At 33.7% G+C, this 14,197-nt stretch carries 10 protein-coding genes; 7 read left to right on the top strand and 3 right to left on the bottom strand.

Features of this window, described 5'->3' with window-relative positions:
* Positions 1 to 12: 12 nt before the first annotated feature.
* Positions 13 to 543, bottom strand: a complete 531-nt coding sequence (locus AC6I0I_RS10665; protein ID WP_262953948.1) for a transposase family protein — start codon at positions 541 to 543, stop codon at positions 13 to 15.
* A gap of 326 nt (positions 544 to 869) precedes the next feature.
* Here AC6I0I_RS10665 and cdaA point away from each other — a divergent pair, with 326 nt between their 5' ends.
* The 5 genes from cdaA (at position 870) to AC6I0I_RS10640 (ending at position 8,241) form a co-directional block, all read left to right on the top strand.
* Positions 870 to 1,637, top strand: coding sequence for a diadenylate cyclase CdaA (gene cdaA / locus AC6I0I_RS10660; protein WP_262953555.1), 768 nt, complete (start codon positions 870 to 872; stop codon positions 1,635 to 1,637).
* Between the two features lie 37 nt (positions 1,638 to 1,674).
* Positions 1,675 to 3,045: a CdaR family protein gene (locus tag AC6I0I_RS10655; RefSeq protein ID WP_161832861.1), complete on the top strand. Its 1,371-nt coding sequence runs from the start codon at positions 1,675 to 1,677 to the stop codon at positions 3,043 to 3,045.
* Between the two features lie 17 nt (positions 3,046 to 3,062).
* Positions 3,063 to 4,400 carry a phosphoglucosamine mutase gene (gene glmM / locus AC6I0I_RS10650; RefSeq protein WP_161832860.1) on the top strand — a complete coding sequence of 446 codons (1,338 nt, stop codon included), beginning with the start codon at positions 3,063 to 3,065 and terminating at the stop codon, positions 4,398 to 4,400.
* Between the two features lie 476 nt (positions 4,401 to 4,876).
* The gene (gene glmS / locus AC6I0I_RS10645; protein WP_161832859.1) at positions 4,877 to 6,661 is read left to right on the top strand and encodes a glutamine--fructose-6-phosphate transaminase (isomerizing); all 1,785 of its coding nucleotides are present in this window, start codon (positions 4,877 to 4,879) and stop codon (positions 6,659 to 6,661) included.
* A gap of 179 nt (positions 6,662 to 6,840) precedes the next feature.
* Positions 6,841 to 8,241, top strand: coding sequence for an MATE family efflux transporter (locus AC6I0I_RS10640; protein ID WP_161832858.1), 1,401 nt, complete (start codon positions 6,841 to 6,843; stop codon positions 8,239 to 8,241).
* Between the two features lie 323 nt (positions 8,242 to 8,564).
* On the opposite strand, the gene AC6I0I_RS10635 is transcribed toward AC6I0I_RS10640, so the two are convergent.
* Positions 8,565 to 9,518 carry a helix-turn-helix domain-containing protein gene (locus AC6I0I_RS10635; RefSeq protein WP_161832857.1) on the bottom strand — a complete coding sequence of 318 codons (954 nt, stop codon included), beginning with the start codon at positions 9,516 to 9,518 and terminating at the stop codon, positions 8,565 to 8,567.
* A 330-nt stretch (positions 9,519 to 9,848) separates the two neighbouring features.
* Between AC6I0I_RS10635 and AC6I0I_RS10630 the strand changes: the two genes are divergently transcribed.
* Positions 9,849 to 10,535 carry a queuosine precursor transporter gene (locus tag AC6I0I_RS10630; protein ID WP_262951022.1) on the top strand — a complete coding sequence of 229 codons (687 nt, stop codon included), beginning with the start codon at positions 9,849 to 9,851 and terminating at the stop codon, positions 10,533 to 10,535.
* Between the two features lie 289 nt (positions 10,536 to 10,824).
* Here AC6I0I_RS10630 and AC6I0I_RS10625 read toward each other — a convergent pair whose 3' ends face one another.
* Entirely contained in the window at positions 10,825 to 11,514 is a 690-nt protein-coding gene (locus tag AC6I0I_RS10625; protein WP_262951024.1) for a radical SAM protein, read from the bottom strand.
* A gap of 104 nt (positions 11,515 to 11,618) precedes the next feature.
* Here AC6I0I_RS10625 and AC6I0I_RS10620 point away from each other — a divergent pair, with 104 nt between their 5' ends.
* Positions 11,619 to 14,012: a YfhO family protein gene (locus AC6I0I_RS10620; RefSeq protein WP_370512592.1), complete on the top strand. Its 2,394-nt coding sequence runs from the start codon at positions 11,619 to 11,621 to the stop codon at positions 14,010 to 14,012.
* Positions 14,013 to 14,197: the final 185 nt, after the last annotated feature.

The following is a 14,197-nucleotide window of genomic DNA, read 5'->3' as shown; positions in this document are numbered from 1 at the left end:
GACGATGCGTTTCTAAATCACAAATAACCGTTCCAAAGTCGACCCTCGACGAAAAGAAAAGTCATCAACCCCAATATGGGTTAATGACTGATTTTTTATATCTTTTTCAGTAGAATCGATACGTCGTAATAAATCTAATAGTGCATCTCCACTTCGTTTATATCCAAGTTTAAAAAGAAAGCGTGATAAAGCTTCCGCACTCATCGATAATGATAATTGAAGAAAAACCTCTTCAAGACGAATGGTTAAACGCCGATAGGCATTTAAAAAGCCAGTAAATCTTTCAGTAAAAATTTGACGTTTACAGTTAGGATTTAAACAAAAAAACTTTTTAGCTTGTATCCTTAATTGAACAGGTTTATTAAGGATAGACGCATCTAATGGTTTTCTAAGATACGTACTGTGTACCTGGTGACTTTTCATCCCACATAAGGGACAGTGGTTAAATTTTGATTCAGATTTTAAACAAATCAAGATTATATGCTCATTATTTTCAATGGATTGAATCATAAGATTTTCAGGGAAAAAGACATTAAGATTCATGATGATATACCTCTCTACGATGTCTTTTCATTATATCAGGTAAAGCGTTTTATCACCAAAAGTCAGGAAGAACCACATTTATGTTAGCATTCATATAGTAGTTTTAAATATTTTCTTCGCCAACGGATAATTAATAAAAAATATATTTTTAGTAAATTTAGAATGATTATTCTAATACATTAGAGTATTGCTTAGTAGAACAGATGGTAGATAAAATATCGTTTTATAAGCATATACTGGAATATTATCTATAAAAGACTAGAGGTTTATTTATATTTGATTGAATTGTGTTATAATAAAACTAGTAGAAAAAAGGAGGCTCTGATTTGATTAATACGGTAGAAAACTTTACATTTTTTGAACTGTTATTAGTATGTTTAGATGTCTATTTCGTATGGTTGATTATATACTACATATTAAAATTGATTAAATCAAATGTTCGTGCTGTTCAAATCCTTAAGGGAGTTATGCTCATATATTTGATTGATATTATTAGTCAAATATTTGATTTATATACTCTAAGTGTATTAATCGGTAATATTATTGATTGGGGATTACTTGCTGTCATTATTATTTTTCAACCAGAAATTCGTAGTGGTTTAGAGCAAATTGGACGTAATAGCACGATGAATCGGGAAAAGAATAGCCTTGCCGTAAATGATATACATAGTATACTAGCCAATTCAGTAGAGTTTCTAGCAAAGCGACGTATTGGGGCATTAATTGTTATTGAGAGAGGCGTAAAATTAGATGAATTTATAACACCGTCTACAATCATTGATGGTGAAATCTCTCAGGAGTTGTTGACGACTATCTTTGTACCCACCACCCCACTTCATGATGGTGCCGTTATGATTAGAGATGGAAAACTTTATTGTGCTGGTGCCTATCTTCCCTCGACGAGAAGAGAGGATATTAATAAGGCATTTGGAACAAGGCATCGGGCAGCTATCGGAATTAGTGAAATTTCTGATAGTTTAACCTTGGTTGTATCTGAAGAAACTGGAAGATACTCGATTGCGTACAAGGGGGAGCTAAAGGTTTACGATCGTATAGATACATTTAAGGCCGATTTAGAGAAGTATTTAGGTTAGTTAATCCAGCGATTGTAATCTATAAAGGTGGTGTTTTATGAAAAAAGAGAATATGCAGGAACAGCGCGAACATGAGGAAACTAATCAAGCATACGGGACAGAAAAATTTATACATAAAGTTATAGACTTTTCCAAAACATTGGGAAGAGTTTTGACTAATCCGGGAATGTTATTAAGTGTGTTAAGGTTTCAAAAATTGGACCATATATACGAAAGCTTACTTCGTAATGAAAGATTAATTAAGTTACTAGCGTTAGTAGTAGCGATCGTATTTGCTATAAATATAAGGTATGTTCCCAATGCTAAGGAGCGGTACTCTGCGGATATTAATAATTATCCACTGAGTCAGTATTATGACCAAGACAGAATGGTAGTTGATGGATTACCTGCTACTGTAGATGTTACACTAATTGGTGATCGAGGAAAAGTTGATATTGCTAAAGCAAAATCTAACTTTGAGGTTTATGCCGATTTAAGGAATCTACCTCCAGGAACCCATAAGGTTAATTTAGAATATAGTAAACTCAGCAATGACCTGGACGTTAAGTTAGATCCTAGTACGATTGTTGTTACTATCATGTCCTTAATAGAAACGGATAAGCCGATAAGGGCAGACTTTGTAAATTTAGATCAAATTGATGAGATGTATGTATTAGGTGATCCTCAAGTGGCTGTCGATACCGTGAAAATAAAGGGTCCTCAAATTGTTGTAGATCAAATAGCTAGTGTTAAGGCTATAGTGGATGTTTCGGATCTTTCTAAACTTTCTGATTACGAGGCTCCGGTTTATGCTTACGATAGACTTGGTAATAAGCTTGATGTTGAGATTAGGCCAGAAAGGGTAATGGTTTCAACACAAGTGACCACTCCAAGTAAGGTTATTCCTATTAAGGAGGTTATTACAGGAAATCCTCCAGAGGGTTATAGCATAGAATCCATTAGTATAGAACCATCAAAAGTTAAATTGTATGGTGAATCTGATGTAATCGATGTGTATACTGAACTGATAGCTCAGGTTGATTTATATCAGTTAGATGAGAATAATGAGATTATAGTAAAGCTCGAAAAACCAGAAAATGTACATAAAATGGATACTGATACTGTAAAGGTGAAAGTGAAATTTGAAGAAACAAAGAAGAAGATTCTAGAGGATGTTCCGATTGAATTTAAAAATTTGGACTCTCGCTATAAAGTAAAGGCCAAATCTCTAGATGATGCTATGGTTGATTTAACATTAAGCGGAGCTAAAACACGTTTAGATTTGCTCTCTAATGAAGATATTAAGGTTTTTATTGATTTAAACGGATATACGCCAGGTGAATATCAAATTCCGGTTACAATAGAGACAGTTGATAACGTAATCATTGATCCAAGTAGGGCAAAGATAAATATTATTATTACAGAATAAAAGTGAGGTTATGATAAATGGGAAAATATTTTGGTACAGATGGAATTAGAGGAATTGCTAATACTGAATTAACTCCAGAGTTTACATTGAAATTAGGAAGAATTTTAGGGAACCATTTAAAGTCTAAGAATACTCGCCCAAAGGTATTAATTGGCCGTGATACACGAATTTCAGGTGAGTTATTAGAAAGTGCATTAATTGCCGGATTAGTTTCATCTGGTGCAGATGTTCTTACGCTAGGGGTTATTACTACTCCTGGGGTTGCCTATTTAACAAAGAGTTTAGATGTAGATGCGGGGATAATGATTTCTGCGTCTCATAATCCGGTACAGGATAATGGAATTAAAATTTTTAGTCATAGTGGTTATAAATTAAGTGATTCAGAGGAAGAAGAAATTGAGAATTTAATTGATTTAGCTGATGAATTACCTCGACCTATAGCTGGTGAGATTGGGCGTATTGAAGATTTTCAAATGGGATCTCAAAAATATGTTAACTTTATTAAAGGGACTGTAGGTCAAAAATTAACAGGATTAAAAATTGTATTAGACTGTGCGAATGGCGCTAGCTCTGCATTAGCACCCCAATTATTTGCAGATTTAGATGCAGATATTGTAACGGTTTCTTCAAATCCGGATGGAATTAACATTAATCATAATTGTGGATCAACACATCCAGAGGCGTTAGCAAAAGAAGTTGTTAAGCACGAGGCAGACTTAGGTTTTGCGTTTGATGGCGATTGTGATCGATTAATTGCAGTTGATCATACGGGAGCTATCATTGATGGAGATCATATTATGTTTATTGTCGGTCAGTATTTAAATGAGAATGGGTTATTGAAAAAAGGTACTGTCGTCTCAACAGTAATGAGTAATTTGGGATTCTATCATGCTATTGAAGAGAATGGGCTACATAGTGTTCAGACCAAAGTGGGTGACCGCTATGTTTTAGAGGAAATGTTAAAGAACGATTATAACTTTGGTGGTGAACAATCAGGACATTTAATTTTTCTAGACTATGGAACAACGGGAGATGGAATGTTAAGTGCTGTTCAACTTGCTAAAATTGTTGCAGAAAAGGAAAAGAGTTTAGCAGATTTAGCTAAGGCAATGCCAAAGTATCCGCAATTATTAAAAAATCTTCGTGTTGAGGATAAAAATGCGATGATGACAAATGAAGCCATCTTAAAGGTAATAGCTGAAGTTGAGGCCGAAATGTCTGGTGAGGGACGAGTGTTAGTTCGTCCTTCTGGAACAGAACCGTTAGTTAGGGTAATGGTTGAAGCTAAAACCCAGGAGTTATGTGAGTCATATGTAGAGCGAATCTTAAATGTTGTAGAACGTGAATTGAAATAAGGATAAAAAGGGAGACTTGTGTCTCCCTTTTTACATGTTTAAGACGTTGTTAAATGCTACATTCCTGTAAAAATTCTAATTGTAGGATGGGTAATTTTTTATATCTCTAAATAAATCTACGTGCCTTCAATTAGAGACGGCTTTTTTCTGAAAAGAATTATTTTGTTTGGGACTAAAATAACATACTTTTTTTTGTCGCATATGATATAATTGAGATGTTGCTTTCTATGGGGAAGGAGGATTTGGGGTAGATAAGTTTTGTCTATTCATAAAGCGCCAGAGCTCTTGAATATATTTCATTAGCTGACGAGGTGAAGGTTAATCGATTATTCGGCGGATGCCTTCCGGCTGTATACCTCAGTCGTGGTCTTCAAACAAAACTAAGGGGTAACCCTTACGACAAAATTGAAGAAAAGGTAATTAAGAAAGCGACTCTATTTTTGTATCTATTAAAAAAAGAAGGAGTTGTTATAAATATGTGTGGAATTGTAGGATATATTGGTACACAGGATGTTAAAGATATTCTGTTAAATGGTTTAGAGAAGTTAGAATACCGAGGGTATGACTCTGCGGGAATCGCAGTTGTGAATGAGAATGGTGTACATATTTTTAAAGATAAAGGCCGTATTGCACATTTACGTACGGTTGTAGATGAAACTGTTTTATCTACTGTAGGAATTGGGCATACACGTTGGGCAACTCACGGTGCCCCTAATCAACGTAATTCACATCCTCATCAATCAAGTACAGGACGTTTTACGATTGTCCATAATGGGGTTATTGAAAATGAACTAGAATTACGTCAAGAATTTTTACCAAACTATAAATTTATTTCTGATACAGATACTGAAGTGATTGCCGCTCTAATTGAACACTTTGTTTTAGAGAAAGAGGATGTAGAATTAGCAATTCGTCACGTTATGAGCCTATTACATGGTTCTTATGCATTAGGAGTCATTGATGCAGAGAATCCAGATGTTTTATATGCAGCTAAAAATAAGTCTCCAATGTTAATTGGATTAGGTGAAGGATTTAACATGATTGGATCTGATGCCATGGCAATGCTTCAATGTACGAATCAATTTGTTGAAATTGAAGATGAGGAATTTATTAAATTAACTCGTGAGGGAGTTACTATCTATAATCTGTTAGGAGTTCCTGTTAAACGTTCACCATTTACTGCTGAATTAGATGCTTCAGATATTGAAAAGGGGACATACCCTCATTACATGTTAAAAGAAATTGATGAACAACCTTATGTTATCCGACGAATTGTAGAGCAATACTTTGAAGATGGTCAAATTAAAATGGATCAAAAGATTGTAGATGCGGTACAATCTGCTGATCGTTTATATATTATTGCTGCAGGGACAAGTATGCATGCTGGTTTTGTTGGAAAACAATTATTTGAACAGTTAGCTGGTATCCCAACAGAGGTGCATATTTCATCTGAGTTTGTTTATAATACACCTGTTATAAGTAAGAATCCATTATTTATCTTTATTTCTCAATCAGGTGAAACTGCAGATAGTCGTGCCGTATTAGTTAAGATTAAACAATTAGGATATCCATCTCTAACTATTACAAATGTACCGGGATCAACGTTATCACGTGAGGCTGATCATACATTATTATTGCATGCAGGGCCTGAAATCGCAGTTGCTTCAACAAAGGCTTACACAGCCCAGGTAGCAGTCCAGGCGGTTTTAGCTGCTAAAGTGGCTGGAAAGTCAGATTTAGATTTATCTCGTGAATTAGCGATTGTAGCTAATGTGATGGAAAGTATTACAGATCACAAGGAACAATATGAAGAAATCGCGAAAGAATATTTAACACAACGAAATTGTTTCTATATTGGGCGACATGTGGATTATTATGTCGCATTAGAAGCAGCTTTAAAATTAAAAGAGATTTCATATATCCAAACGGAAGGGTTTGCGGCTGGAGAATTAAAACACGGAACTATTGCTTTAATTGAAAAGGGAACACCAGTCATTGCAATTATCTCTCAAGAGGCAGTTAATTTAAATACGCGTTCAAATGTTAAGGAGGTTAAAGCGCGTGGGGCAAATACAGTTATTATTTCCTTACGTTCATTAAGCTCTGAAACAGACCAAATTGTCATCGATGATGTGCATCCATTATTAACGCCATTAGTAACGGTTGTTCCAACGCAATTAATTTCTTATTATGCAGCATTACAACGTGATTTTGATATTGATAAACCACGTAATTTAGCAAAATCAGTTACTGTGGAATAATAGATTTAGTAGTAATGTCGGAAAGGTGTGAGCAATGTCTCACACCTTTTTTTAAGAGATATTGTATCTGAAAATTATTAATGATAGTATAGGTATTGGTAGTAGAATTATCTTGATTCGTTAAATACGATCAGGTGCTTTTAATATGCATAATTTTATAGTAGAGGAGGAATTATTAAGTGAATAAACAACAAATGCTAGGGGAAGAGAAAGTAACTAAGTTGCTTTTCCAATTCTCGGTTCCTGCCATTATAGGGATGATGGTGAACGTCTTATATAATATTGTTGATCGAATGTTTATTGGAAATATACCGAATGTCGGAGGATTGGCTTTAACCGGTGTCGGAATTACGATGCCTATTATGACAATCATATTAGCTTTTGGGATGCTTGTAGGTCTTGGAGCAAGTGCGCGTATTTCTTTAAAGTTAGGAGAACATAAACGCCTAGAAGCCGAAAAACATTTGGGAAATGCCTTCACATTAATTCTACTGATCAGTATTTTCATTACTGTTTTAGGATTATTTTTTATGTCCCCGATTCTTAAAATGTTTGGGGCAAGTACTGAAACTGAGGAATATGCTGCTCAATACATGCAAATTATTTTTATAGGTACTATTTTTAATATGCTTAGCTTTGGATTAAATCATTCAATTCGTAGTGATGGCAATCCTAAACTGGCTATGTTTTCGATGTTAATAGGGGCTGGAACTAATATTTTATTAGATCCTATTTTTATTTTTGGACTTGGAATGGGGGTGCGTGGGGCCGCTTTAGCCACTATTATTTCTCAAATTGCTTCCACCATGTGGATTCTTTATTATTTTACTAAGGGAAAAAGTACTATTAAGATTTCACGTGAAAGTATGAAATTAGAATGGTCTACTGTAATGAGTATTTTTTCAATTGGAATGAGCCCTTTTTCTATGCAAATTGCTCAAAGTATTGTTTTAATATTAGCAAATAATGCTTTAAAGCAGTACGGTGGTGATTTAGCGATTGGGGCTATGACTATTGTAAATAGTATATCTATGATTTTTATGATGCCATTATTCGGTTTAAATCAGGGATCACAACCGATTATTGGGTATAATTATGGAGCTAAAAAGTATAATCGTGTTAAAGATGCAGTTAAAATTCCTGTCATCATTGCAACGGTTATTGTGACGTTTGGCTGGTTATTAATCCAGTTTGCTCCTCAGATGTTGATTAGAATCTTTAGTAATGATCAAGAGTTGTTAGGAATGGCCATTGAGGGTACAAAGATATTTTTATTTATGTTTCCTGTTCTTGGGTTCCAAGTTATTAGCTCTAATTATTTTCAATCCATTGGTCAGGCAAGAATTTCTATGTTTTTAAGTTTATTACGCCAAGTTATTTTATTAATTCCTTGCTTGCTTATTTTGCCTCATATTGGTAACTTTGGATTGATGGGGGTTTGGTTATCAGGTCCGGTTGCTGATGGATTGGCTTCTATTATTACAGGAATTGTTTTCTTCTCTTCAATTAGAAAGTTACATGTTGTTTCTTCAGATAATTATACTAGAGATAGAGTGTCTTCTGCATCAGAGGGGGCATGATTTTAAAAGTGGGCTAGAAATGAATTTTTCGTATTCTTTTTAGAAAAGTCTCTATCTATAAGGTAGCGACATTTAAACGTAATATAATAATTTTCCATTGATTGTTTAGTAGGGTACAGTTTAAAGTGTTCTTACTAAACAATTTTTTATAGGTATTGTAAAAATAAGCAAGGTGAAGTATAGAGTTAATTCTATCACGGGTGTGAATTGGTGCTTGATTTTCGAGTTTATATTGATTCCGTTTATAGTGGGAGGTCTTTATTTTAGTATACTTTTTCTTCTCTTCGATTGAAGGAGGAGGAGAATGGGGTGAATCACCATAATTATTTTGGAGACGGATCTTTTTTGATGGGGGATATAAAATCCCTTTTAGGGGATTTAAAAGGTTGTGAACTTCCGAGAAGACGATAGAAGTCTTGTGCTTTATTATAGTGAAAATTGGCTTCCTTATCATTTTGTAGTGCATGAAAGGCTAGGGAAGTAAGAGCGTGTAAATCACCTACATAGATATAAACAAACTTGCAATGCGCCAAATCAATTCCTTTTTTAGCTACCTCGAGGCAAAAATTAATTTGCTGAGTTTCTAAATAAAACTTTGCGAGATAGAAGTGTGCTCGTAATAAATGATAGGTTTCGGTATTTTCATAGATGGCAAGCCTGTTGTTTATAATTGATACTAAAATATTAATAGCTTGTTCCGTATCCCCTAATTGGAAAAGGCAAATGGCTTTATCAATGTTTATATTTTTTTCTTCTAACGTTAGAAAATGGGATGAACTACTTCCCTCGTATCCTTTTTGAAATGCTGTGGATAGAGACTCTTCTATATATTCGAGCGCCTGGGAAGGGTTATGGTACTTTTTTAATTGGATGATTCCCTTTTGATAAGTGAGAAATTGTTTGGCAATCCCATTTTTAAAATCATCGATCGTTGAACAAAAATTAACCAGCTCTTCTAACCTATCAAAATTTCCTTGCGTAATACATTGTTTCATACGATGGATATAGTTAGATGTTTGTTCGTAATTAACGTAATAGCCCTGTTCAATTAGTAAGCGAATATCAACGTTTAATTTGTTACATAATTGATAAAGGAGAATTAAACTCGGATTTCGCTTTCCATTGAGTATTTTATTTAAATGTTCTCGGGGGGTAATCCCTTCGGCTAATTCACTTTGTGTCATGCCCTTTTCATGGGCAATTTCTTTTAATTTTTGGGTTAATTGTTGGAAGTTAATATAATGTCCATTTAAATTTGAAAATGTTTGATCCCTCATAATAACCTTCTTTCTAATGCTTTAAGTATATTATTAATAATAGGGTACCCAATAACGGAAATATATTAGCAAATGACCCTAAAAAAGTAAAAATTAGAGTCGAGGATGAAGAGGATACTACAGTTTTAATATTTTTCGTGTTATAATATGAAACATAACAAGAATAAAATCCTCATGCTGTTGGCAGAATCCAGCGTTATCAAAAATAGGAGGTCTAATCTAGTAAACGTTACAGGTTGATGTACGTTTATTTTGCTGTGATCTTATATCTGCTCCTGTTTGTTTAGGAGTTTTTTTGTTGTTATAATTTATAAGGTAAGGGAGATTAGTATGACAAATGAATTAATTGCTCTAATGTTTATTATCGTAAATTTTAGCTTAGTGGTTTTAAGCTATAAACTCTTTGGGCGGAAGGGATTGTACGCATACATTGCAATGAGTGTAATTGCGGCTAATATTCAAGTCGCGAAGACAATTACCATTTTTGGAATTACGGCAACACTAGGTAATACAATGTTTAGTGGAATCTTTTTAGCGACCGATTTACTGAGTGAAAAGTATGGAAAAAAGGCAGCGATGACGGCCGTATTTATCGGCTTTTTTATGCAATTATCTTTTTTAGTGGTGACCCAGTTTTCTCTATGGTTTGCTCCGGATGCTTCTGATTGGGCTCAACCGCATATGGAGGGATTATTTTCTTTAGCATTACCCGTATTCACAATTGCAGGGCTGAGTTCATTTATTGTTTCACAAAATGTGGATGTGTTTATTTTTCATATTATTAAGGCAAAGTTTCCAGAAGATAAATGGTTATGGTTACGTAATAATGGGAGTACGTTAATCAGTCAATTTATCGATACATTATTATTTACGGCAATTGTAGTGGCCTTTGGTTTATGGACAGTGGGGGATTCGATTGAAATTTTTATCGTTACCTACTTATTTAAAGTTATTTTAAGTATTTCAGATACTCCGTTTGTCTATTTATTAAAAAAGGTTAATCCACTTGATTTATAAACCGGTCTATGAACCGGTTTTTTTATTGGGGAAAAGAGGAAAGTTTAATTAGGTTATTTTAGATATACATTCAACTGTACAGACGAAAATAAAAAGTAATATTATAGAGGAAAATGAGGATCAAAATCATTTGACTATACATTAAACTATACATACGTTGTTATTGTGGATAACGTTATATCAAGGAATATTAAGCTATCCTTATTCGTTTGTTAGAAAAAAATAATTTTTAAAAAGTAGTTCATCGTCTATAAAAAAAGACATGAATCAAGATGATTCTTGTCTTTTTTTAGTCGCCAACTCCAAAATCGGTATTGTTCCATAAGATTTCGAGATGTTTGATATCATCGAGCCATTTGTACTCGTTGTAAAACCATTCCTTTAATTGAGGATCAGGTTTGATGGCCGTTGTATTTTCACAGTAGACATTTACTGTTGCATGATTAAATTGATTAAGGACGATGTCTATATCTCGTTTTATCATATCTTTTGTTTGACCTTTAACACCTACCATGATACAAGGGGAATCAAAATATTGCTTTAACTCATCAACACTTTGAAAAGGGGCCCCTTTTTTTAGAACTTTTTCGCGAAAATCGTAATCAAATGTTTCGACCCCAGTTTTAAACATTATATCTACATCGAGCCGATTTCGCATTTTCGTTAGATGATTACGAAATATCCAGTGGGCCTCTGCAAATAACTTATCAAATTGATGAATCTCTACTGTTTCTTTTACTAGCGCCAAAGAATCTTTAGGTAAATCGAATATATTTCCAGAATTGATTACTTCTAACGTATTATAAATACCTTTAACATTGGCTAATACTTCTTGATTTACTTGGTTGATTTTAGCCACATTAGTGGAATTATCATCGATGTAATCACAAAAGGCACATTTACCATATGAACAAGGCTTACTTTTTAGAAGAACAATTTCTCTAGGAAACTTTTCCGTTATAATATTATATCTTTCCATTTTTATCACCGTTTTTAGTATATCAAATATTCGCGGTTGATGCGCGTAAAGTGTTCTAATTTAATGTCTATTTTTTGGTAATTATTAAATAATTTTATGGTAAAATGGTAGTAGTCTTTATGGTTAGGTGTGATAGTGTGTTTAAAGGTACTATAGGTTTAAGAAAAATAGTGCAGTTCATTACAATTATTTTTTTAGTTATATTTGTTGGTCTTGTTTTTACTGGGGGGCCTATGGATATTATAGGGGGGCAATATGTTGAAAATTATTTATCTATTTATACGAACGCCCATGTCTTATTATCCCGATCAGAAATTCCGATGTGGTCTTCTAATTTCTTTTTAGGTGGAAATTTTTTAGGGGCACAAAATGTATATTCTATTTTTAATCCCTTTTTTTTAATTACCTTATTTTTTCAGAGTACGATGCTACCTAAACTTTATTTTCCTCTATTATTTTTAAAAACCATTTTGTCCGCAGGGGCATTATTCTTTTACATGAAGGAGACAGGCTGGTTTAAACCCTATACGATTATAATTGCATGCATTTTGTATTTATTTAATGGATGGTATTTGAGTAATTTGACTGAATTTGTGACCATAGAATTATTGTTTTTTGTCCCATTAGTCCTATATGGAGTGGAAAAGTTAATTAGACTCGGGAAAAAAAGATATTTTGTTGCGTTCTTTTCGCTATTGTTAATTTCCCATTTTACATTTACACTTCTTTTTTTAGGTTTTTTAATCGGATATATTATCATCCGCTTGTATATGAGTAAGACAGATATTAGGGATCGGACAAGGCACCTTCTTCAGGCATTTGGTTTAATTATAGGGGGGAATATGATTGTAATTTTACCTCTTTTTCTCGCGTTAAATGCCGTATCCATTGAGTTGCAGGAGGGAATGACGCTCTCATCTTTATTGTTATTTTGTATTAAAGGGTTATTTCCTCCGCTCAATGATCGTTTTACTGAATCGTTAAATATTTTTTCGGTGGATGTAAGTATTGTAGCGTTGTACCAGTCAGTAATCGTTATGTTAATGTTGCCTCAAGCAATAAAGGGGATGCGAAAAGAGGTAAGAAGAATAGTACTTTTTTCTTATAGTGTGACTTTGTTTATCGTGTTTGTTACCCAGTCATTGGAGCTAGTTAATATAACTTCTTTGGCGCCTTTAAATACCAATGTTCTCTCAATTTTATTGATTTTATTTAATTCATTATTAGCGGCTTATTCTTTTAATCATCCACTGCAGTTAGATACTCGATTATTAAGAAAGACCTCTTCGGTTCTAAAAGTCGGGTTGATCAGCCTTTTAGCAGTTATTCTTATTTTTGAAGTCCGCTTAGGTGGGGAAGAGAGTTTAAGTCCCTTTCTATCTGAGATAGGGAGAGGGTTTACGTTGTTATCCCCATATTTTATGTTGGGTCTAGCCATGATATTATTGATTAACGCCTATACGTTTATTATGATAAATTTATTTAAAAGAGATTTAAAGGTAGGGCTTCATTTGACTATCCTTATTTTAACTGTAGAGTGTGTTTCGGTGGCCTATATTTACTTTGCCACGGATATGGATAAATCCTATTTTGCGAGTCATTATATAAAGGATAATGATTCGATTGGGAATAAAACCTACGCAGTGGCAGACTATCTTCAAACAATGGACTCTGATTTTTATCGAATTATTAATAGCTATGAAGTGCAGTATAATGAACCGCTATATCAAAATTATAATGGCTTTTCAATCGCTAATCCTTATTTAATTGTGTCTTCCCAAGATGTTTCATGGATGTTAGATAGAAAAGTTGAGGAAAGTTTATCTATCTCTCCGACGGACTATATGTTAACAACCGCTCTGTCCGCTAAGTATTACTTTACCCCTGATTATGAGACGCAACTTCCAGGTTATGAATATTATGATCGGATTGAGGGGATTACGATATTTAAAAACAATTATTTCTTGCCGGTGGGAACAAGTAGTCCATTTTATATGCTTAAATCTGATTTTAATCAGTTAAGCCGAGCACAACAACATTACGTGTTTTTAAAAGCGATTATTTTAGATGATGAGGAGTTTGCTAATCGTTATCACTTAGAACGACTGGATATTAATGATATAGAAAAGAATCCAGGGGAAATTCAATATTTTGATGCCGCTGCTATTCGTCAACAACTAGGTGTAGAGAATGTACGATATAGTCAAAATAGAATCATGCATGATTACGTGATAAGTGAGCCTAAATTAATAACGTATACGATCCCATATAATAAAGGATGGAAAGCTTATGCAAATGGTAAACAAATTCCCTTGTATGAGGTTAATAACGGATTTATAGGAATAGGATTGTTAGAAGGTGGCACTTATGAAGTGGAATTGATCTATTCTTCACCAGGGGTTATAATCGGGTGTGTTTTATCGGGGATAACTATCTTGATTATCTTATCGACGTTTTCTTATCGATATAGTCGTCGTTTAAAAATTGTCTCGAATTAATTTGAGACAATTTTTTTTCGTTAGTGTATATACTAAAAGTAGGTTTCATTTCTGCAGTCATTGGACTTTTTTTGAGGATTACAAGAAAAGTAAGATTTAAACGAGGGGGGAACGTTTATTAAGCATGTAATTCTTAGTTTTTTTCGGATATGCCCTTAAATTTTATGGACGATTATCATATAATA

This window comes from Turicibacter sp. St.80E1, assembly GCF_059728495.1.
The sequence above is the reverse complement of the archived record's forward strand: the minus strand, read 5'-3'. Positions and strand labels throughout refer to the sequence as shown.